The organism is Legionella gratiana, assembly GCF_001467695.1.
In the GTDB taxonomy this organism is placed as follows: Bacteria; Pseudomonadota; Gammaproteobacteria; order Legionellales; family Legionellaceae; genus Legionella; species Legionella gratiana.
In genome coordinates this window covers 259955-280790 of record NZ_LNYE01000029.1, presented here as the reverse complement: position 1 = coordinate 280790, position 20836 = coordinate 259955, and the positions used below count along the sequence as shown (strand labels likewise).

The window sequence follows — 20836 nt, the reverse complement described above, 5'->3', positions numbered from 1 at the left end:
TTTGCGCGATCGTACTAAGTAGACTAACACGCTCGAATATGAATATTAGGGTTATCCGGATCCACTGTAAAAAACGGCGGAAATTCACCTAATTCTCGAGTTCGTGCTAAAAGTTCACTTATATTAGACAAAACAAAATCGTACAAAGTTTGATAATCGTTAATCACAAAATAAACCGGTTGTAGCATATCGATACGGTAAGGCATACGAAATGCTGGTATTGGTTCAAAAATTACTCTCAGTGGAATATCACTTTCTACACTGTAAACGATTTCACTAATCGATGAAAGTATTCCACCACCATAAACTCTTAATCCTTTTGAAGTTTTAATTAAACCAAATTCAACTGTGAACCAAAACATACGTTGTAATAAAGCCCAATCAGATTCAGGAAAAGTTAATACTTTACGAGCATAATCATAAACAAATTCAGCATAGACTTTATCTGTCAACATAGGGCAATGGCCAAAAACTTCATGAAAAATATCAGGTTCTTTTACATAATCCAATTCTTCTTCACTACGTATAAAAGTAGCTACTGGAAAATATTTTTTGGCTAACAACTCAAAAAACTCACGGGCGGAAATTAAGGCAGCAACAGCTGATACTTGCCAACCAGTCGCTGCTTTAAGTTGTCGATTTAAATCTGGGATCTGCGGTATGGCTGCAGAAGTAATACCTAAGGTTTTTAATCCGCTTATAAATTCATCACAAGCTCTTCCAGGTAATAATTTTACTTGCCGTTCAAATAAAGTTTTCCAAATTCTGCTTTCTTCCGCAGAATAATTGACAAACCCGTGAGCGTCGGGAATATGCGCTACATAACGGCTTGAAAACTCCATAATTTCTCCTTCACTTACACAATAAATCTTAAAAACGATGTCCAATAAGGGTAGTGTTTATTATAAAAAAAATCATCTTTTTTGTTATTAAGTAATCCACGATTTAATCGTCGTTTAAAATAACCCTCTCTCTTTTTTTCTAAAAACTTGGATGCACAAAATCAAGTTGTAGCTCATCTCATTCTCATTATAGAGCATTTGATCATTGCATCTTAAATCACTTCTTCCCATCTTGAAATTAATGAGCCATTCCCCTCTTGAGGTTCCACCATGTCTGCAATAAATGCTTTTTTTAAATTCTCTTGCAAGCTATCGTATGCATTGGCAAAAATAATATCTTTGGTAGGACTGTAACTGTAAATTAATTCCCCATCAATTAAAATTTCATCATTAGGTCTAGACTTAGTGTTTAATTGGTTCTTCAAATGCTATTTGGCTATGGTTGCTAACCGTATTCACGCTAAAACTACATTCTCTGACATCATCATTTGAAAACTGCAAAATATAAACAAGCTCAAAAAATACTAAAGGAACCAATCGAAGAAGAACCCAAAATATATCATTTGAAGTAGGCAACGGATGAGTCTATATACGTTACCAACTAGTTTTAAAACAAAAACAGTGTTTGCTTTAATTGCACTATTTACTTACTTAAGGCCTTCTCATTGCTTTTCACATATAGAAAAGAGATTTCTTATGGATTTATTATCCTAGGTGTGTCAACAAACTCTAGAAAAATCAGTTGATTTTTTCAATTTATAGCTGTTGCAAAAACAAAGGCAATTGGATGCTTTCATGCATTTGCTCTGGCTTTAATTTAACTCCTATACCTAATAATCTTACCGGCTTACACTTTCTGGAATAACCTTCTTGTATGAGTTGATATAAAATATTTAAGTCGATTCGATCATGTATGCGCTCAACAGTGGTTTGCTGAAAATCATTAAATTTTAATTTCACAAAAAGATTATGTATTCCTGAAATTTCTCCAACCCGATGAAGTCGTGCTTCAAGACGGATGATTAATTTTGGCAAAGCAGTAAAACATGCTTCTACATCAGGTAAATCTTTCAAATAAGTTTCTTCAACACTAATGGATTTTCGAATACGCTCAGGATTGACGGGACGCTCGTCTATTCCTCGTGCTAAATCATATAGCCTCTGACCGATAACGCCAAATTCATCGCATAGATAGTCTACTGAATAATGTTGCAAATCACCACATGTTTTAATATTCAATGCGTTTAACTTTTCTTCCATTTTAGGGCCTACGCCAAATAACTTACGCACCGGTAAATGAATCATAAAGGCAGTAATTTCTTCTGGTCTAATTACCATTTGACCATTAGGTTTATGCCAGTCACTAGCGATTTTTGCCAAACTTTTGTTTGGAGCAATACCGGCACTTGCAGTAAGTCCTCGTGTTCGATAAATTCGTTCACGCAACTCTTGCGCTATCCAAGTCGCACTCCCTTTACATTGGAGCGAATGAGTGACATCAAGATAAGCCTCATCCAATGATAAGGGCTCAATAAGATCGGTATATTCTGCAAATAAAGCGCGAATGTATTGACTTTCTTTTTGATAAACATCCATGCGTACCGGCCGCAAAATGAGTTGCCGACATAATTTAAGTGCCTGTGCTGTTGGCATCGCAGAGCGTACCCCAAATTGGCGAGCTGCATAATTACAAGTGGCAATGACCCCGCGGCGATTTGCATCCCCTCCTACTGCAAGAGGTTTATTTGCCAAATCAGGAAAATCACGCATTTCTATTGCGGCATAAAAACAGTCCATATCAATATGAATAATTTTTCTTATTGGACTTATAAATTCCATAGCATATCTTTTAATTTATTCACACTTAAAGCATGACGATGAAGTTAATACAAACGTACTCGTGGAACATCACTCCACCGAGTTGTATAAGCCGGAGATTTAAGGTCTGCGCGCATCGCCCAAGGTTTGGAATAGCCTTCTGCTGCAAGACGAATCGTGCTTCTTCCATATTTTTGATTAATTTGGTCGAAGACATTCATCAATTGTTCCGTATCGTGTAGCTGCTCGTCACTCAGCTGATGAAACATATCCAATTGCCGTTGATGCTTAGGAGTTAAATCATTAAGACACACACCCACTTTTTTATAATAATATCCCGTTTTAAAAATACGATGCAGACATCGTTTTGCACTTTTGGTAATTAAACGCAAATCATCCGTTGGATTAATGAAGCAAAACTCTACGGATTGAAAGTGTTGTGCCAAATCGTCCCGAAATCGATTCGTATGTACAAAAACTCTTATTCGCTGCGCCACTAACTGTTGGCGACGCATCTTCTCCACCGCGCGTGCACAATGACTACTAACTGATTCTGCAATTGAAGAGAGTTGCGTTTGCATTTGCCCAAAGCTTTTCGATGACATAATACCTTGTTGGGACTCTACCGCCTCTAAGCCCCCACAGGCAATTCCTTGGAGCTCCATTGCAGTTCGCATCAATACCACATTAAAATTATTCTTCAGGAGATGAGCATTTGTAGTTGCTAAATCATAAGCTGTATCAATTCCATGAGAGATTAATTTCTTTTCCCATTGTCGCCCTACTCCCCACACATCTCCGACAGCAATTTGCTTTAGTAACTGCTCACGATGAGAAGTGATATTAAATACTGGAGTGTTATAAATTTTTTTACACAAATAATTCGCTATCTTAGCTAGTGTTTTAGTGACGCCAATACCTATGGAGGTCGGTATTCCTGTATGCTTTAGAATTTTCTTTTGCAATTCTTGACAAAAAATATCGGGCGAAGAAGATAAGCTTCTTAAATCAAGAAAGGCCTCATCAATGGAGTAAATTTCTATATGTGGCCAGATTTCCTCAATGGTACACATCACTCGCTGGCTGATATTGCCGTATAATGTATAATTCGAAGAAAAAACGTTCACTCCATGCTGCTCGCACAAGCCTTTAATTTTAAAATAAGGCTCTCCCATCGCAATACCTAATGCTTTAGCCTCACTAGAGCGCGCTATACAACATCCATCATTATTGGATAACACCACAATCGGAACATTTTTTAAATCAGGGCGAAACAAACGCTCGCAGCTCGCATAAAAATTATTACAATCCACTAAAGCAAACATGTTAAGGTAGCTCATGAAGAACTAAAGTGACTACTCCCCAAATCACCATGTCACTATCTTCCACAATGTCAATGGGTTTAAATTGAGGATTAGCAGGAAGTAGCTGTACCTTGCCTTCCTTTTTAGATAGACGTTTTACCGTTAATTCACCGTTAATTGCCGCAATCACAATACGGCCATCCAAAGGCTCGATACTTCTATCGACTAAAAGCCAATCGCCCGAAAAAATGCCCACATCCACCATGGAGTCTCCTATCGCTTGCACAACGAATGTGGAGGAAGGATGTTTAATAAACTTAGTATTTAAATCCAGATATCCTTCTATGTAGTCATCGGCAGGTGATGGAAATCCCGCTTGCACCTTACTGGAGAATAGAGGCAATTGATAGTCGGATTGATTCTTTAATCGCTCAAGATCGGCTAGCTGAGATACCGGTACACGAATGATTTTGGTAGGCACGCCTCTAGGACGCCCAGCTCCTTCTCTTTTTCCGCCTCTTGGAGACATGATAACCTCTTTTGATTTGTGTTACAAATATCATAGACACAAAAAATGACACTGTAAACCCTTCTCCAAGCCATGCACGCTGAAATCAACACTAAGTTTTCGATAATATGAGGAAATTTTTTTACATCAACTGATTGTAGATGAAGTTTGGTATAATTAAGGGGTACTGCGGTAATGCTTTACTCAATATGTAAAAAATGATCTACTGTAATGGCTATGCTTCCAATTCTTTCATCTCATCAATCAATTGCATGAGTGAATAACATAATTGTTGTGTTCCTTCACCGCTAATTGCTGAAATAGCGAATACTTTATCTTTCCAATTAAGTCCTGCAACTATAGACTGAATTTTTTCCTCTCGACTTGTTGCGTCAGGTAACATATCCATTTTATTCAACACCAACCATCGATTTTTTTTGAGTAGTTCTGGATTGTATTGTGCCAATTCATTAATGATTGTTTGGGCTGAAGCTACAGGATCACTGCCATCTAAAGGCGCCACATCAATCACGTGTAAAAGCACACAAGTACGAGAAAGATGCTTTAAAAAACGATGCCCAAGGCCTGCTCCAGTGGAAGCACCTTCAATTAGGCCAGGAATATCAGCCATAACGAAGCTCTTATGAGAAGAAACACTGACAACACCTAAGCTAGGATGCAACGTGGTAAAAGGATAATCAGCAACTTTAGCTTTTGAACTTGAAACGGCGCGAATTAAGGTGGATTTTCCTGCGTTAGGCAATCCTAATAATCCAACATCCGCCAAAACTCGCAACTCCAGTCGTAAATTCCTTGATTCCCCTAAGCTACCTTGGGTTGTTTGTCGTGGTGAACGATTAACACTACTTTTAAAGCGTGTATTGCCTAAACCATGAAAACCACCTTGAGCAATCAATACTGGAACATTGGGCTCTTTAATATCACCCAACAATTCATCAGTATCCATATCATAAATCAGGGTTCCAACCGGAACTTTTATAATTAGGTCATCACCTTTTTTCCCCGTACAATTTCCACCCATTCCTTGCTGACCATTACCTGCTTTATAGTGACGTGTATATCGAAAATCAATGAGTGTATTTAAATCAGTACTGGCTTCAAAGTAAACACTACCACCATCCCCACCATCCCCACCATCGGGACCACCACGAGGTATGAATTTTTCGCGTCTGAAGCTTAAGCAACCATTGCCTCCATGGCCTGCTTCCACTTTTATTACTGCTTCATCAACGAACTTCATGGACCTACCTCAAAATAAAAAACCCCGTTGCCGGGGCTAACGATACTGCATTAGGAAATAATGCACACCCTAACACAGCAAAAAGGGGAAATTTCTTGCTTTTAAACCTGAGAATATTGCAGCAAAGCGCTACGAATGACTCAGATTAATTTGCAGTTTCTTCTCTTTGTTCTGCAACAATAGTTACATACTTACGGTTTTTGCTTCCTTTAACAACAAATTGTACTAAACCTTCAACCAAAGCAAACAAAGTATGATCACGACCACAACCAACACCAGGACCTGGATGGAAACGTGTGCCACGTTGTCTTACAATAATTTCACCTGCATTAACAAATTGACCACCAAAACGCTTCACACCAAGATACTTGGGATTCGAATCGCGGCCGTTACGGGTACTACCACCTGCTTTCTTATGAGCCATTGCTATCCTCTCTTACTTACTTATCGCAGTAATTTTAACTTGCGAATAATATTGTCTGTGCCCCATTTGTTTCTTGTGGTGCTTACGACGACGAAACTTAATAATTTTAACTTTTTTGTGACGACCATGATCCAGTACTTCAGCTTTCACTGTAGCTTTATCAACCAATGGAGAACCACACACGATTTTATCACCATCAGCCAACATTAATACTTCTTTAAATTGTATTTCATTGCCAACATCTTCAGGCAGTAATTCAATTTTTAATACATCACCTTCCTTCACGGTGTATTGCTTACCGCCAGTTTTGATTACTGCATACATAACTTTTCTCCAACTCGCCTGATTGGCTATCAAAAATTCAATAAAGTCGCATATTCTATGAAATTATGACTATGACTTCAAGTTCATTTTAAAATATTGTATACTTCGCCACCCTTTCCGGATTTTTATCCGGTATTTAATCTGGTCGCGGGTTAAATTTCAAAGGATTCATATCAATTTTGGGAGTATATAATGTCAAACATTCTTTTAGAAGCTCAAACAAGAACGGATATGGGGAAAGGTGCGAGCCGCCGCCTACGTCGTCTTGAAAATAAAGTACCTGCCGTAATCTACGGTGGAGAGAAACACCCCCTTTCCATTCATTTTCAACACAACAAAGTAATCAAAGCGTTGGAAACTGAAAGTATTTACTCAAGTGTTTTCGATATTACCGTTGATGGTAAAGTAGAACATGTTATTTTAAAAGCATTACAACGTCATCCTTATAAGCCTGTTGTCATGCATATGGATTTACAGCGTGTTTCTAAAACTGATGTTCTGGTTAAATTAGTACCTATTCATTTTATTAATGAAGAAAAAGCTCCAGGCATTAAAGCAGGTGGTATGATCAACCACACCATGACTCAAGTAGAAGTCCGCTGCCAAGCAAAAGATTTGCCTGAATTTATTAGTGTAGATATGTCTGAAGTTGAAGTGGATGATATAGTTCATTTATCTCACTTAAAATTACCTAAAGGAGTACAACTTACTGTTGATGTTACTGATGGCAGTCATGATGCACCTGTTGTAAGTATTCATATGCCTAAAGTAAGTGCAGCATCAGAAGAAGAAACAACAGAAGTTCCAGCATCAGCTGTACCTACTGTTGACTCTGAAAAAGGTGAAGAATAAAAAATTTATATTCTTATTGTTACGTAATACAATAGGGTCTGTTTACAATTCGCTAACTTGAGTCAAATGCCCTTGATTTTCGAGCAAAACGAAGCGCAACATACATAAAGTATGTGAGCATCATAGCGCAGAAAACCAAGGCATTTTGGCCGAGAGAGTAGACTTGTAACCAGACCCTGTAATCGGGTGAATTTAGTGAATCTTAGAAACTTATTTAAATTTGAGCTTTGCTCTCTATACTTCACCCAAGCAACATAAGTCCAAAAATTGATCATAGCAAAGAGCTTATAATCCATGGCCATTAAACTAATTATCGGTTTACGTAATCCAGGCTCAGCTTATGAGCATACTCGTCATAATGCGGGAGGATGGTTAATTTCAGCATTAGCACAACGCCATAGTATTTTCTTTAAATTAGAAAAAAAAATGCAAGCTGAGTTAGTTGATTTAGAATTAAATCAACACCTATGTAAATTGGTATTACCTACTACTTTTATGAATCATAGTGGCCAACCCACTCGACTTATAAGTCAATTTTATCGTATTCAACCCAATGAGATATTAATCGTACATGATGAGTTAGACTTACCTGCGGGACGCATTAAACTTAAAACAGGTGGTGGCCATGGAGGTCATAATGGCTTAAGAGATATAATTGCTCAATTAGGAAGTGCTGAGTTTCACCGTATGCGTATTGGGATTGGCCATCCAGGACATAAAGACTTAGTCCACCAATTTGTACTCAGTAAACCTTCAGCACAAGAAAGACAATTAATTTATGACGCAATTGATAGAGGTATTGCTGCAATGCCATGCATATTCTCTGGTGATTTAGCCAAAGCAATGAATCAATTAAATACTTAAGGAGTCGTGTAGTTCTTTACACACATCCTAAATATAACATTTTTAGAGGTACTACATATGGGATTTAAATGTGGAATAGTGGGCTTGCCCAATGTTGGTAAATCAACTCTGTTCAACGCCCTCACTAAAGCGGGCATTGAAGCAGCAAATTACCCTTTTTGTACTATTGAGCCCAATGTGGGAATTGTGACTGTTCCTGATCCACGCCTAGATGCTTTAAGTAAAATAGTAAACCCCCAACAAGTACTCCCAGCAACCATGCAATTTGTTGACATTGCAGGTATTGTTAAAGGAGCCTCAAAAGGAGAAGGGTTAGGCAATCAGTTTTTGGCAAATATTCGTGAAACGGATGCAATTGCCCATGTTGTTCGTTGCTTTGAGAATACCGATGTAGTTCATGTAGAAGGCCATGTTCATCCATTAAGTGATATTGAAGTCATTAATACAGAATTGGCTTTAGCAGACATGGAAACTCTTGAAAAAGCTTTATTAAAAGCTGGAAAAAACAGCCGTAGTGGAAATAAAGAAGCCCTATTTGAAGTGAAAACATTAGAAAAAATCAAAGCGCATCTTGATGAAGGTTATCCAGTGCGCACACTTGAACTCTCGGCTGAAGAAGAATCCATTTCACGTCGACTTTTCCTACTCACTGCGAAGCCTGTACTTTATATTGCAAACGTTGATGATAATGGATATGAAAATAATCCATTACTGGATCAAGTTCGTGAATTAGCAATACAAGAAAAAGCAAGTATTGTTGCTCTATGTGCAGCAACTGAAGCAGAACTCGTAGAGTTAGATGAAACCGACCGTCAAGAGTTTATGGAAGATTTAGGTTTAAGTGAACCCGGTTTACATCGAGTAATCCGCGCAGGTTATGAACTATTAGGATTGCAAACCTATTTTACTGCCGGAGTAAAAGAGGTAAGAGCTTGGACTATCCGTAAAGGAGCTACCGCTCCTCAAGCTGCCGGAGTTATCCATTCGGATTTTGAAAAAGGCTTCATCCGCGCCGAAGTTATAGCCTATGATGCATTTATCCAGTGTGGCGGAGAACAAGGTGCTAAAGAAGCAGGTAAATTACGTTTAGAAGGTAAGGATTATGTTGTTTGCGATGGCGATGTCATGCATTTTCGCTTTAATGTATAAACCAATCCAAACCAGTTTTACTTGACAATTCTTATGCCCAACCTTAGCATTTATTGATTGAGTCGTAGAGGACAAACAATGGCGATTGACAGTATGCGTACGCTGGTTAATGACGATTTTAATGCCGTTAATAATTTAATTATTAATAAAATTGAATCGCAAATCGGCTTAATTGATAGAATGTCCCACCATATGATTGAAAGTGGAGGAAAAAGGCTACGTCCATTGCTAGTTCTTTTAACAAGTAACGCATGTAGCTATCAAGGTCAAGAACACATTAACCTAGCCGCAATGGTAGAGTTTTTTCATACAGCAACTTTATTGCATGACGATGTCATTGATGAATCTACTTTAAGAAGAGGACGTCAAACAGCAAACAATATATGGGGAAGCAAAGCAAGCATCTTAGTTGGTGATTATCTTTTTACCCAATCCATTGAGTTAATGGTTGATACCAATAATTCAGAGGTACTTAAGCTCTTCGCCAGAACAGCACTGGAAATCAGTTGCGGTGAAGTCAAACAACTAACGAACCGCCATAACCCTACATTAACCTTTGAAGAATATTTTGATGTAATTCGCGCAAAAACAGCATTATTATTTGCGGCTGCTGCTTGCATAGGTCCAATAATTAGCAACTCATCTAAAGAAATGCAAGACGCTCTATATGATTATGGTTTACACCTAGGTAACGCGTTCCAGCTTATAGATGATGCACTGGATTATTGTTCTGATGCAAAAACGATTGGTAAAAACATAGGCGATGATCTCGCTGATGGAAAAGCAACTTTACCTTTAATTTATGCATTACAACATGGAACAGAATTACAAAAGCAGCAAATACAAGAAAGCCTAAAACACGGCACGCTCGACTTTTTGCCTGAAATTCTTGAAGCGTTGGAAGAAACTAAAGCAATAGAATACACTAAAGAAATTGCAGCCAAAGAAGTCAATACTGCAATTTCCTGCTTAACACTATTGCCTGACTCAAAATATAAAAATGCGCTTATTGAGCTCGCACAATTTGCATTACTAAGAAGTTATTAATTTTGATTATTATATAGTTTTATCCAGTGCCGAAGAATTTCTTCTTCCCAACACGGAGTGTAGCTCAGCCTGGTAGAGCACTGCCTTCGGGAGGCAGGGGTCGCAGGTTCAATTCCTGTCACTCCGACCAAAACACCTGGGTCTATTCCGAAGACAAAACCGGCGCATTCTAGCTCCAAGTGCGACAATCATGTCTTCAAAACAAAGTACTATTGATTTTATTCTTGATCAAATTGCAGATACTAGCATGATCCGTGCGAAAAAAATGTTTGGAGAATATGCAATTTACTATCATGAAAAAGTAATAGCTTTAGTTTGTGATGATCAACTATTTATCAAACCAACTAACGCTGGTAAGGCATTCATTAACACCTACATCGAAGGTATTCCATATCCAGGTGCAAAACCTTACTTACTCATATCTGGTGACTTACTGGAAGATAGTGAATGGCTAACTCACCTAGTTAGACTTACTGCGTTAGAACTCCCTGAACCGAAAAAGAAACGTCCAAAAAAATAGCATGTGTAATACTTAATTTTCTTAAGTATAATCATTTAATTAATTTATAACCTATTTGAAGGACTTACATAATGATGGATCTGTATTACTGGCCCACCCCAAACGGACATAAAATTACAATATTTTTTGAGGAATCCGGTCTCCCATACAAGCTAATACCAATAAATATTTTTGAGGGGGAACAATTTTCCGAAGAGTTCTTACGGATATCTCCCAATAATCGAATTCCTGCCATAGTTGATCATAATCCTCAAGACAGGAGTAATCCTATATCCATCTTTGAATCAGGTGCCATTTTACTGTATTTAGCAGAAAAAACAGGGCAGTTTTTACCTCAAAATGTTCATGACCGTTATGAAGTTTTGCAATGGCTCTTTTGGCAAGTCGGAGGATTGGGGCCTATGGCAGGACAAAATCATCATTTTAGCCAGCATGCTAAAGATCAAACTTATGCCGTCGATCGCTATATTAGAGAAACTGCCAGGTTGTATGGTGTTCTTAATAAACATTTATCTAATCGAGAGTTTATAGCAAATGAATACTCAATTGCAGATATGGCTTGTTATCCATGGATAGTTTCTTATGAAAAACAACAACAAAATTTAGATGATTTTCCTGATTTAAAAAGATGGTTTTTAAATATACAAAAGCGCCCAGCCATTCAACGTGCATATGTTAAAGCTAAAGAAATAAATGTTGATTTAAATTTAACAGAAGAAGCCAAAAATATCTTATTTAATCAAGGTAAAAAAATATAATGGAAATACAAAAAAATACCTTTTGTCGTCGAGCTCCATGCTTTTTTTGCGAAATTAATTTTACGCTCAATTAGCAATAACTACTCGCTTAAGGTTGATTCCTGTTTAATAGTATTAATCATGTTTTTTCGTTTATAGAGTATATACACTCAATTTTAGCTATCTTAATAACTACGATTAGCGGGGCAAAGATTTATAATTGAATTGCAGGGTGCACACAGTGATATACACCTATTCAGAACGAGCTCAAAAATATCACCAGAATGCATAAGAATGAATAATCAAACAAAGTGAATTGAAAAATATACTACTATCTCTAATACATTAACATGTATAAGTAATCGTCAATTACAACATATGTTTAACTCAGGGAAAAATGCACATGTATTAGCTAAGGAACAAATCGCTGTAAAGTCCAAGTTGCATGAGTACATTTTGCAATTATTGAGTCCGACAACCGATGTTCATTTAATTGATAAAACTTTATCTCTTCAGGAGCAATCGTATAACCAACATACTCTCGAGGTCTTTCTGGGAGTGTTTTTTTATATTGATCCCTTAAAGCAACTAACTCGTCATCTAACTTCAGTTGTTTTTTTATCGCCTGTCCCGACTTTGTGCCATAGACTAAAAAACGTAACCTTCGCTCTTGATCATAAGTCTCCCAGTTTTTTAAATTTTCACGTTCGTCAAGTGGCGTTACTCTACCCAAAACAGTAACTTGTCTTTGTGTATTCGGTAACATAAAAGTAAAAGAAACATAGGGATTAACTAAAATATGTGCTACTTTCGCGCTACCCTTCTGGGTAAAAAAAATCAACCCATGTTCGTTTAGTTCACGAATGGCTACTGTACGACTTCTTGGAAACCCATTTTCATCTACTGTCGCTAAAACACCCATCTTAAATGGTAGATTTTCTGTTTCTACCCAAAACTTTATCCATCTTAACAACCAACTATAATCAACTTGTTCAGGTAACTCTTCTAGAAACCAGTCTCTGTCCGTGAATTGCATTGTTATATCACTTTTTTATACCCAGATGCGTTGGATTATATAACTACTTTAGTATAATTGGATCTTTAACTAATCTCATTTTATGTGTTTTTGAGGCACTTATAGCCTACGCAGCATTTCAAAGAAAAAAATCGGGGATTTTAATTTTACAAACACCGCGGCTTATGAGGCTAAATAAATCCGTCGACATATCTAGATATTAAATTTCATTATATCATCTATAAATTTATTCCATTGGTTCTTTTGGTAAAAAATACGCATAATGACCAATATAATTTCCGAGTGAGAAGTATCATATGACTCAGAATAAAGAAGAGACTGTTGATGAGAATAATCAAGAGATAAAACAAGTAGAAAGATTACAAGGATTTATAAAAAGCTTACTACCCCCAGAAAGAGGAACTGGAAGCGGCGGTGGTGCAAAAGGAGTGGTCAACTCCGGTGTCTATAAGGCGCTAGTTACTACTGATATACTAAAGAATATGAAAATGTTTTCTGGAGCATCAGCAGGAGCTATTACTTCTACCATTTGGGCTTTAGGAATGCCGCCGGAAAAATTCCGTGAAACAATGCTCAACACGAATCTAAAACAGTTAATGGGTAAAAGGGTCAATAAAAAACCTGGAAACGATACTGGATGCCTTTTTGGAATAACAAAAGACGGCCAACCTTTGTTAGATTTTATTCGTAGTAATATTATCGAAACAGTTAGGGAAAATTTAGTAATAGAAATAAAGAGATTGATAAAACAGAAAAAGACATGCCCTGATGATTTGAATGACCTGATAGATGAACTGAAAAAAACTGAACCCAAAATTACGTTTTCCCATTTGAAGATACTCAATGAGCATTTCCCAGAAACATTCAAAAAACTTAGCTTAAATGCTGTAAGCTTTCCTGATGGAGCAATGCAAATCTTTAGCAGTGAAACAACCCCTGATGTTGAAATTGCATTAGCGTGTCGTGCATCTGCGTCTATTCCAGTAGTATTAGAGCCTGTGACGATTGAAATAGATAGTGTAGAAAGAAAATTTGTTGATGGTGGGCTATATGACAATTTACCTACAGACTACTTTGATTATGATGCGGTAAATGGAGCATTTGTACCAAATAAAAAGCCGCTGCAAACTTTAGTTTTTGCCTTTGGTGAAGGTTTAGACAACGATACAAACCCTGTATTCCAAGCTCTTTATAGCAATTACCTGGAAGCATGGGAGAATATAAACCAAATTAAAATGAAGTTAGATTCAATAGATCATCTTCCAAATAGCTCAGAGGAATTGGCAAGATTTCTTAAAGATTTCTTTAATCAAGAATTATCAGAGGAGATAAAAATTGAATCGATAAATCAATCAATTGATAAAGTACTAAACAAATATAAAGGCAAGAATGAGACTGTAGATTATGGCAAAATATCAGCGCTATTATTCAATCAAATTAAAGAAGATTTAGACCATACTATTTATAAAGCGGACTGGAAGGAGCGACTCAAACGTAATAAGTTAGTACGCATCTTTGGTGACTTGAAAACAGATTATAAGAATACTCATCAAAAGGAAATTGGGTATGATAAATTGAGAACTCAGTATCCACTTAATACTATAGAGTTACGTGTTGGTTCTTTAACCACAACAAGTTTTGATGAAGCAACCAAAGTGGCAAGAATTATGGATGCAATGGGGTTCTTGGATACAATAACTCATCTTGTTAATCATGACTTGCATGTTACGTCGCATTTTGTTCATTCGATGGATGAATTTCCCTCTGATCTCTCAGCCTATGTAAATCACTATATTATTATCGACAAAGAAAATAATATGCATGAATTATACCATATTGATGAACAAGGACAAATAAATCGAGTAGATGTTAATAATATGGCCACATATATGGATAAAATTAAAGCACTTAAAGCAAGTGCGGTTAAAGATCAAACCATATTTAATGCGGATCAATTTTATATTGATCTAGTCGAGAATTTTAAAACTTTCTATCAAAAAATTGGTAATTCTAGAGAGATGGTTAAGCAAGATGATCCTTTGATGAAAAAGATAGTCATGCTGGAGAATCAACTCCAAGATAAATCAAAAGCCGTCGTTTCTCGAGAAGTCTATTATCTTATCAAAGAAAATGCAGAGAAAAAGTTGACTTCGGCGGAAGCTTTTGCACTTTCTAGGGCGGTAGAGGTTTTCAATAAAAACAGTACAATGCGACAAGTAGAGACTGAAATCGCTGAAAAAAAAGTTGACTTTCTTATTGATGAATATGAAAAATGGGTTCAAGAGTTTAGGAACCGTGTAGATGAAATAAAGGAGAGTAAATTAACTAAGGCCTCAGAAAATGTATTAAAAGTGGTGCAAAAAGGTGTTGAAAAACCACTATCTAAGACCGATCCTGCTACTCTAACTAGTCTAATAAAAGTGTTACGATGCGCCTCCAAAACTCTCGATGACAGGAATGATGAAACTAAAAGTGCTGACAATATAATAGAATTAACAAATCTGTCAAAAAAGATATCAATAAATAAGTGCATCAATGGGGATAGTATTAAAAAATCATTATGCTATTTTGCATTAGCGGCAGCAGCATGTATCGGCATTTTACTTATTCCTGTAACTGGAGGAGGCAGTTTACTTCTGACTATAGCAGGAGTTATGGGTTTAAGTGCAATGGCAACAGCTGCAACGGTGGCTACTGTGGCAGGGACAGCTGCAGCAGCAGGTAGACTGGCTTATGCTTATAACAATGATAATGGACTTTCCAGCAAAGTATCTAAATTTAAAGAAGCTTTGGATAACATAAAAGGTTCTGCCGAAAATAGAGAAGCTCGATTAGGTGTCGAAGTGAGCCTGCGGAAGAACTGACAAAAAGGGGGCTTTCAAAGTCAATTATTTAAATAAAAAGAATACATATTGACCTCCTCTATGATTAGAACCCTTAATTCACATTACAAAACTCTTCAAATTCAGCTTTAGAAAATTCCAGTTTTTTTCTTTGTAAAATTTCATCGCGACTAAATTCAATAATATTTTTGTTTGCTATACACCGCCAATTTTGCATATTAGTTATATATTCTTTATTTTTAATTTTAAATACATCTGGTGTGAATGCTGCAACATTTTCCCCAGCATTTTTATCTCTTGCTGAAGCAAAGATAAAAGCATCAACTTTTGCCTCTCTCATCTCTGCACCTAAAAGTTGACTGTGTTCATAATTTGTTTTGCTTGAAATTTTATCTTGATGTTTTTGAAATGGAGACTGTGTTAAGTCAATTCCATTTTTTGTTTGTATATAAGCCTTAAATGCGGTCATTCGAATCTCAATGTATTCTAAATTAGCTAAAGTATCATCAAAAAATTTCAAACGGTAAAATGCTACCTCTGCAAATGCTGTCTGTTGAGATAAAGAGCCATACCACAGCGAAGGCTCATAAGTATTGCCAAATCGGGATCCATACTCAAGCGGAGGATATCTGAAAGGAGTAAAAACTAAATAGTGCTTATTATTGACTACTTGAGGTTTTGAATTATCCAGTAATTTTTCTAAAAGATCGTGTTCTTCACTGCTCTCAACTAAATCTCTGGAGCTCGAACTATATTGATCCTCTACTATTCTCCATGGCTCCAACTCCAAATATTTGAAAAATTTTAAACCTTCACATTCGGTCCAAATACTCATAATTTACCGCGCATTGCATCTAAATAGTTAAGTACCCTAATTAAACCAGGAATAGTTTTAATTTCTTCGATAGGTTTATTTTTAAAATATTTATTTTGACTATTGAGCCATAATTTAGCTTTTTCATGATTATTTCCAACCATAGCATTTAAGCTTCTATATATCCTTAAAAGTAATAGAGCGATTTCACCTTCTTTTGTATGAGGTGAAATTAATTTTTTCCCCTGACCGAGACGAGATGCGCTGGGCTCACTTATACCAATGATTTTACCTAAGTCTTTTCCGGTTAAAGAATAAAATTTTGCCAAGTTGCATAAAGCCTTCGACAAAACAATTTCTTCTTTATGATGTGTACTACTAGAAGTTTTCATTTTGAATCCCCTTTCATTTGAAATTATAGTTATACTATATTTCATATGCAAGTTTTTTTGGAATTAAATCAATTATCCATCTATTCACTTAGGAATAATTAATTACTTAATAAGAATAGATGCTAGCATCAACATATGAAGCTAATTTGAAAATTAATCAGACCCAAGATATTGAGTATGAATTCTGAACAAATACCGTATTACTATTGTATTTGACCGAAGTGTCAATTGAACTCAGAATGCTTGCTGCTAATCCATTGTTGGTTGTTGAATGAACCACTTATTGGTATCTCTTTAAAGTCGTTTTACATCCACAGCAGGATACTCCTCAACATAGAATTCACCAAGTACACTATAATAAGTGACGGTACGCCTTTCTAGATCAACAATATAATGAAAGACACCGGCTTTCCAAGAAGCTTGGAGAAATTCAGAAAAAGTGCTTTCACCGGCTTGATCAACCCGAATAGCTTTAATAAGTGCTTCTTTATTAAATTCAGGAATATCTAATTCTCCAGTAACTAAAGGAGTTCCTTGAGAAACTATATTTCCTTTGTTTGTGATATAAATACTTTGGCAAGAAGGCAGATACCAAAGATTTTGTTTGATTCCAGCCATGCGCATTACTTCAGCTAAAACAGGAAACCCTCCAACCTTTGGGCGAATTGACATCGCAAATTGGATTGCACTCTTAAAGTTATCAATGGCTTCGCTCATAGGTTACCTCCACTATTTTTCTTATTGAATTGGTGCGGTTTTAATTTGATGATAATTAGCAAGTTTTTTTAAAATTACTTTAAGCTGCCCTTGCTCCATGGGTGTAAGGATTGAGAAAAACTCTTCATCATTTTGATCTGCTAGGGAAGCCAACTTAGGAACTAATGCTATAGCTTTAAGGGTCAATTCTAAATCTTGAAAACGTCGGTCATCAGAAGCTTCTTTACGATTTACAAGGCCCTTCCCAAGAAGCCTAGTGATCAATTTTGAAATTGCACCTCGAGTAAGTCCTGTCACTTCAGCTACAGCACTAGGGGAAATCATATCATTGCTTTCATACATTTTTCTAAGGACTACCCATTCAGCCACTGTTACACCGGTTATTTCTAACTTTTTTGCAAAGGAATACGAGACATCATTTGAAATTAATCGCATCCAATAACCAATATGATCGGTCAATTTACTTGCTTTTTCTTTTCTTTTAATGTTTCTCATTCCAACCTCGCTCCGCATTTCGCAATTATAGTTTCATTGGAAACTATTGTCAAGGAAACTAATTATAGGGTTTTCCTCTCGACTTAACTGGCAATGACAACCCATTTTAGTAAAGAGCAAAAGCAAGCGTAGGCTGGGCTGAAAAGCCCAGCGTTCAATCTTGAGCGTTACCTAGAAAATTGATTATTAGCTAAAAACATAACACTAGAATGATCTTCAATATGATAAATTATATCAGGCACAAAAAATCTCACTGTATCAGAATTTATTTGCTCTATATCAGGACAAAATTTTTTTCATATCACCAAATAATCGAATTCCTGCTCTAGTTGATCATAATCCTAAAAACAGTAATCAACCTTGATCTAGTGCTATTTTACAGTATCTAGCAGAAAAAACAGGACGGTTTTTACCGAAATACTCACGATCGTTATAATGTCCTCACCATACCTTTTTTAGTAATACATTCATAATAGCACGACGAATTTTTTGTTCAGGACGTGGTTTAATTAATGAATTAAACAATAAAGATGTGGACTTGTGAAAATATTCTTTACCCTCAGGTGAGTCTTCAGTATAAAAGTAATTAAATACACAACATCTAGGTGAATCACATAAAACTGGATTAACTGCGTGCCAAGCTGTTCGACTTGCTCCCATCACAACTAGGCGATTAAAAAAATTCGGAACAATAATGCAATTCTTTATTTCTTCATCCCATACTTCGTAATTACCACCATTTTCAAGTTTCCAATTCGGAGAAACATAATAAAGTAAATTTACCGCCTGATAGAGTTTTCCATCCACATCATGCGAACTGTCTAGATGAGGATTTATATAATGACCCTTAAGCAGTGTGCTAATTCCACCAGCAAGACGTGTTTTATCAGGAACTTGATTTTTAATTTCTGTTATTTCTTCAACTACAGAAATAACCTTCGGATCTTGGATAGCAGAATGAAGATCTTGCAATAAACTGGATTCCCGCTTTACATAGCTATATTTTAACTTTAATTCTCCATAATTATTTAATAAGCGCATTTGTTTTGGCTTAGGAAAATTTTCATATATTTTTTCTGCAATTTCAGTCGGTAGAAGATTATCAAGTGCGAAAAAATGAGCAACTTTTATGGGATGTTCAAAGAAAAATTGTTTTTTCAAATCGTCTTTAGATTCATTCAACCTTTGTACTATCAAATCTGTTAATAAGTCTTTCATATTTATACTTCCACCAAAAGAACGAGTGAGGTTCTATATATAATAGAACATTCTCATCAAAAAACTGTCTAAATGCTAAAAAAATAAAAACCAATTAATAATTTCTTTTTTCATATCCAAAAATAATTCTGATGTAATTGCACCTAAAACAGTCAAGAAAATTGGAATTAATACACGAACAATTTGTAATAGATAAAAAATTATTTAAGAAGTATAGAAGATAAAGTGATCAGATTACTGATAGTTATCGACAGGTGATTTTTACTCTGATAGCCCTATAATTGTATTCTATTTGTGCAAAGGATTGCGTTTGGTTTTTCCCTCTTTAATTGTGCTTTCGAGCTATAAAATCAGGAATAGTAATGAACAACATAAATAATTGGTTAGAAATTATAAAGGTATATCAACCACATCATAAGAGATACAGAGTAGCACTCGAGCTTTTAAAGTATTGCGCTGATACTGAACGTACTGAGTTAGTTGATAAATATATTCGTCCGCTAGTGGTTTTCGATGGATTTACCTTCATAGAATCATTGGAAATACTACACGATGAATTTGGTATAGATCAGCATTCGATTGGTCTTTTTTTAAGAGAAAGTAACCATTTTAAAAGTATCACCGATGCATTGCTCTATCTAAAGAAACAAGGTATTTATAGTCATGAAATAACTGAACTAATGGTGTCCTTATATGAAAGCTGCAATCACAATAGCGATCCATTCTTCCCAAATTTTGATACAAACTTGTTATCTCATCTGACTAACCTGTATCGTGCTGAAGATTTAAATCCAAGTGTGGTAACCTTATTAAAAATTTCTGCCCCTGCCTTACAGGAATCTATAGAAGCACTTTCTTTATTAAAAACAGCAGGACTGTATAAAAAGGAGTATATTGATATTTTGTCTTACCGTGATGCATTGTATCCGGTTGAATATGCAAAAGCACTAATCCTGCTGCAGGAAGCCCATGCACTTAATCAAGAAACATTAACATACTTTAAGTACAGTGGCCTACCGTATGAATTTTTATCCTCTTTAGAAAAAGTAAACCATGCCCAGCAATTAAATGCTGAATCAGCAAAATGGATAATGACTACTCGCTTAGGCTATCATTCTGAATCTGAACTTTTAGCGTTCATTGAGCTTAATAAAGCCAAAATTCAATTTGACGTTGCGGATTTATTGTCAAAAAAATTATCAGAGGAAATTTTAATTATTACAAGGTTAAATAGCCTTACTCAAGATGTATATAATGCATTAAAAACCAACAGTTCCAAGCTGGGGGTATCATTTTTCCGGTGTTTGGATTACTTGGAAGAGAAGAATATAGGAACGCCAGAGCTTATTCTTCGTCTTTGTAATAATGAACTCAAGCTTAATCAATTATATGAGCTATTTGAGACAGTGAATATTAATACTGCGTCGCAAGAAGCAATGTTATCTCAAGGTTTCATTCATAATATGAATAAGCAAAAAACTAATTCAGCACGTAATGAAATAGCCCCATCATCCCCTAATCGATTGTATGAGCCATGATAATCTCCCTTCTAAAGCTCCATACTCAAACCACATACATCCTTTCCTAATTCGGGATGACGCTGCCTTAATTCGCTACATACGGAAACTGTTACTATGAGTTTCTATGTAGTGAATTACAAAAAACTTGAGG

The 20836-nt window shown here is 36.0% G+C and carries 22 protein-coding genes and 1 tRNA gene; 9 read left to right on the top strand and 14 right to left on the bottom strand.

Annotated features, from left to right (window positions below):
• Window positions 1-23 precede the first annotated feature (23 nt).
• The 8 genes from phhA to rplU form a co-directional block, all read right to left on the bottom strand.
• On the bottom strand, window positions 24-842 hold the full coding sequence (phhA, locus tag Lgra_RS14260) for a phenylalanine 4-monooxygenase (protein WP_058499934.1): 819 nt from the start codon (window positions 840-842) through the stop codon (window positions 24-26).
• Window positions 843-1054: 212 nt separating this feature from the next.
• Window positions 1055-1267: a hypothetical protein gene (locus tag Lgra_RS14255; RefSeq protein ID WP_058499933.1), complete on the bottom strand. Its 213-nt coding sequence runs from the start codon at window positions 1265-1267 to the stop codon at window positions 1055-1057.
• A 331-nt stretch (window positions 1268-1598) separates the two neighbouring features.
• On the bottom strand, window positions 1599-2672 hold the full coding sequence (gene dinB / locus Lgra_RS14250) for a DNA polymerase IV (protein ID WP_115385477.1): 1074 nt from the start codon (window positions 2670-2672) through the stop codon (window positions 1599-1601).
• Window positions 2673-2725: 53 nt separating this feature from the next.
• Window positions 2726-4000 (bottom strand): Y-family DNA polymerase, encoded by a 1275-nt coding sequence (locus Lgra_RS14245; RefSeq protein ID WP_058499931.1) that lies wholly within the window; start codon window positions 3998-4000, stop codon window positions 2726-2728.
• Window positions 3987-4493 carry a LexA family protein gene (locus tag Lgra_RS14240; RefSeq protein ID WP_058499930.1) on the bottom strand — a complete coding sequence of 169 codons (507 nt, stop codon included), beginning with the start codon at window positions 4491-4493 and terminating at the stop codon, window positions 3987-3989. The genes Lgra_RS14245 and Lgra_RS14240 overlap by 14 nt, the downstream gene beginning before the upstream one ends.
• Before the next feature lie 214 nt (window positions 4494-4707).
• Complete coding sequence (gene cgtA, locus Lgra_RS14235) at window positions 4708-5733, bottom strand: Obg family GTPase CgtA (protein WP_058499929.1); 1026 nt, start codon at window positions 5731-5733, stop codon at window positions 4708-4710.
• A 145-nt stretch (window positions 5734-5878) separates the two neighbouring features.
• Window positions 5879-6157: a 50S ribosomal protein L27 gene (rpmA, locus tag Lgra_RS14230; RefSeq protein WP_058499928.1), complete on the bottom strand. Its 279-nt coding sequence runs from the start codon at window positions 6155-6157 to the stop codon at window positions 5879-5881.
• A 12-nt stretch (window positions 6158-6169) separates the two neighbouring features.
• On the bottom strand, window positions 6170-6481 hold the full coding sequence (gene rplU / locus Lgra_RS14225; protein ID WP_003635427.1) for a 50S ribosomal protein L21: 312 nt from the start codon (window positions 6479-6481) through the stop codon (window positions 6170-6172).
• Between the two features lie 192 nt (window positions 6482-6673).
• Between rplU and Lgra_RS14220 the strand changes: the two genes are divergently transcribed.
• From Lgra_RS14220 to Lgra_RS14190, 7 genes are all read left to right on the top strand, one after another.
• The gene (locus tag Lgra_RS14220; RefSeq protein ID WP_058499927.1) at window positions 6674-7333 is read left to right on the top strand and encodes a 50S ribosomal protein L25/general stress protein Ctc; all 660 of its coding nucleotides are present in this window, start codon (window positions 6674-6676) and stop codon (window positions 7331-7333) included.
• 294 nt (window positions 7334-7627) lie between these two features.
• Window positions 7628-8197: an aminoacyl-tRNA hydrolase gene (pth, locus tag Lgra_RS14215; RefSeq protein WP_058499926.1), complete on the top strand. Its 570-nt coding sequence runs from the start codon at window positions 7628-7630 to the stop codon at window positions 8195-8197.
• Window positions 8198-8254: 57 nt separating this feature from the next.
• Window positions 8255-9346, top strand: coding sequence for a redox-regulated ATPase YchF (ychF, locus tag Lgra_RS14210; protein WP_058499925.1), 1092 nt, complete (start codon window positions 8255-8257; stop codon window positions 9344-9346).
• Between the two features lie 78 nt (window positions 9347-9424).
• Window positions 9425-10393 (top strand): polyprenyl synthetase family protein, encoded by a 969-nt coding sequence (locus Lgra_RS14205; RefSeq protein ID WP_058499924.1) that lies wholly within the window; start codon window positions 9425-9427, stop codon window positions 10391-10393.
• A 53-nt stretch (window positions 10394-10446) separates the two neighbouring features.
• Window positions 10447-10523, top strand: a tRNA-Pro gene (locus Lgra_RS14200).
• A gap of 60 nt (window positions 10524-10583) precedes the next feature.
• Window positions 10584-10913 carry a TfoX/Sxy family protein gene (locus Lgra_RS14195; RefSeq protein ID WP_058500334.1) on the top strand — a complete coding sequence of 110 codons (330 nt, stop codon included), beginning with the start codon at window positions 10584-10586 and terminating at the stop codon, window positions 10911-10913.
• 71 nt (window positions 10914-10984) lie between these two features.
• Window positions 10985-11671, top strand: a complete 687-nt coding sequence (locus Lgra_RS14190; protein WP_058499923.1) for a glutathione S-transferase N-terminal domain-containing protein — start codon at window positions 10985-10987, stop codon at window positions 11669-11671.
• 391 nt (window positions 11672-12062) lie between these two features.
• On the opposite strand, the gene Lgra_RS14185 is transcribed toward Lgra_RS14190, so the two are convergent.
• Window positions 12063-12686, bottom strand: coding sequence for a pyridoxamine 5'-phosphate oxidase family protein (locus Lgra_RS14185; protein WP_058499922.1), 624 nt, complete (start codon window positions 12684-12686; stop codon window positions 12063-12065).
• Window positions 12687-12982: 296 nt separating this feature from the next.
• Between Lgra_RS14185 and Lgra_RS14180 the strand changes: the two genes are divergently transcribed.
• A complete protein-coding gene (locus tag Lgra_RS14180; protein WP_058499921.1) occupies window positions 12983-15550 on the top strand; it encodes a patatin-like phospholipase family protein in 2568 nt (855 codons plus the stop codon).
• 73 nt (window positions 15551-15623) lie between these two features.
• Here the strand turns inward: Lgra_RS14180 and Lgra_RS14175 are convergent, their stop codons facing one another.
• From Lgra_RS14175 to Lgra_RS14155, 5 genes are all read right to left on the bottom strand, one after another.
• Window positions 15624-16319: an RES family NAD+ phosphorylase gene (locus tag Lgra_RS14175; RefSeq protein WP_238584460.1), complete on the bottom strand. Its 696-nt coding sequence runs from the start codon at window positions 16317-16319 to the stop codon at window positions 15624-15626.
• A gap of 41 nt (window positions 16320-16360) precedes the next feature.
• Window positions 16361-16735 carry an antitoxin Xre/MbcA/ParS toxin-binding domain-containing protein gene (locus Lgra_RS14170; RefSeq protein WP_058499919.1) on the bottom strand — a complete coding sequence of 125 codons (375 nt, stop codon included), beginning with the start codon at window positions 16733-16735 and terminating at the stop codon, window positions 16361-16363.
• Window positions 16736-17029: 294 nt separating this feature from the next.
• A complete protein-coding gene (locus Lgra_RS14165) occupies window positions 17030-17452 on the bottom strand; it encodes a DUF1398 domain-containing protein (protein ID WP_058499918.1) in 423 nt (140 codons plus the stop codon).
• Window positions 17453-17473: 21 nt separating this feature from the next.
• Complete coding sequence (locus tag Lgra_RS14160) at window positions 17474-17947, bottom strand: MarR family winged helix-turn-helix transcriptional regulator (RefSeq protein ID WP_058499917.1); 474 nt, start codon at window positions 17945-17947, stop codon at window positions 17474-17476.
• Between the two features lie 441 nt (window positions 17948-18388).
• Entirely contained in the window at window positions 18389-19165 is a 777-nt protein-coding gene (locus tag Lgra_RS14155) for a 2OG-Fe(II) oxygenase (RefSeq protein ID WP_058499916.1), read from the bottom strand.
• Window positions 19166-19527: 362 nt separating this feature from the next.
• Between Lgra_RS14155 and Lgra_RS18360 the strand changes: the two genes are divergently transcribed.
• Window positions 19528-20703: a hypothetical protein gene (locus Lgra_RS18360; protein WP_238584459.1), complete on the top strand. Its 1176-nt coding sequence runs from the start codon at window positions 19528-19530 to the stop codon at window positions 20701-20703.
• The last annotated feature ends 133 nt before the right edge of the window (window positions 20704-20836 follow it).

Coding starts and splice junctions, on each gene's coding strand:
- phhA (WP_058499934.1), bottom strand. CDS start 842: ATGGAGTTTTCAAGCCGTTATGTAGCGCATATTCCCGACGCTCACGGG.
- Lgra_RS14245 (WP_058499931.1), bottom strand. CDS start 4,000: ATGAGCTACCTTAACATGTTTGCTTTAGTGGATTGTAATAATTTTTAT.
- Lgra_RS14240 (WP_058499930.1), bottom strand. CDS start 4,493: ATGTCTCCAAGAGGCGGAAAAAGAGAAGGAGCTGGGCGTCCTAGAGGC.
- cgtA (WP_058499929.1), bottom strand. CDS start 5,733: ATGAAGTTCGTTGATGAAGCAGTAATAAAAGTGGAAGCAGGCCATGGA.
- rpmA (WP_058499928.1), bottom strand. CDS start 6,157: ATGGCTCATAAGAAAGCAGGTGGTAGTACCCGTAACGGCCGCGATTCG.
- rplU (WP_003635427.1), bottom strand. CDS start 6,481: ATGTATGCAGTAATCAAAACTGGCGGTAAGCAATACACCGTGAAGGAA.
- Lgra_RS14220 (WP_058499927.1), top strand. CDS start 6,674: ATGTCAAACATTCTTTTAGAAGCTCAAACAAGAACGGATATGGGGAAA.
- pth (WP_058499926.1), top strand. CDS start 7,628: ATGGCCATTAAACTAATTATCGGTTTACGTAATCCAGGCTCAGCTTAT.
- ychF (WP_058499925.1), top strand. CDS start 8,255: ATGGGATTTAAATGTGGAATAGTGGGCTTGCCCAATGTTGGTAAATCA.
- Lgra_RS14205 (WP_058499924.1), top strand. CDS start 9,425: ATGGCGATTGACAGTATGCGTACGCTGGTTAATGACGATTTTAATGCC.
- Lgra_RS14195 (WP_058500334.1), top strand. CDS start 10,584: ATGTCTTCAAAACAAAGTACTATTGATTTTATTCTTGATCAAATTGCA.
- Lgra_RS14190 (WP_058499923.1), top strand. CDS start 10,985: ATGATGGATCTGTATTACTGGCCCACCCCAAACGGACATAAAATTACA.
- Lgra_RS14185 (WP_058499922.1), bottom strand. CDS start 12,686: ATGCAATTCACGGACAGAGACTGGTTTCTAGAAGAGTTACCTGAACAA.
- Lgra_RS14180 (WP_058499921.1), top strand. CDS start 12,983: ATGACTCAGAATAAAGAAGAGACTGTTGATGAGAATAATCAAGAGATA.
- Lgra_RS14170 (WP_058499919.1), bottom strand. CDS start 16,735: ATGAAAACTTCTAGTAGTACACATCATAAAGAAGAAATTGTTTTGTCG.
- Lgra_RS14165 (WP_058499918.1), bottom strand. CDS start 17,452: ATGAGCGAAGCCATTGATAACTTTAAGAGTGCAATCCAATTTGCGATG.
- Lgra_RS14160 (WP_058499917.1), bottom strand. CDS start 17,947: ATGAGAAACATTAAAAGAAAAGAAAAAGCAAGTAAATTGACCGATCAT.
- Lgra_RS14155 (WP_058499916.1), bottom strand. CDS start 19,165: ATGAAAGACTTATTAACAGATTTGATAGTACAAAGGTTGAATGAATCT.
- Lgra_RS18360 (WP_238584459.1), top strand. CDS start 19,528: ATGAACAACATAAATAATTGGTTAGAAATTATAAAGGTATATCAACCA.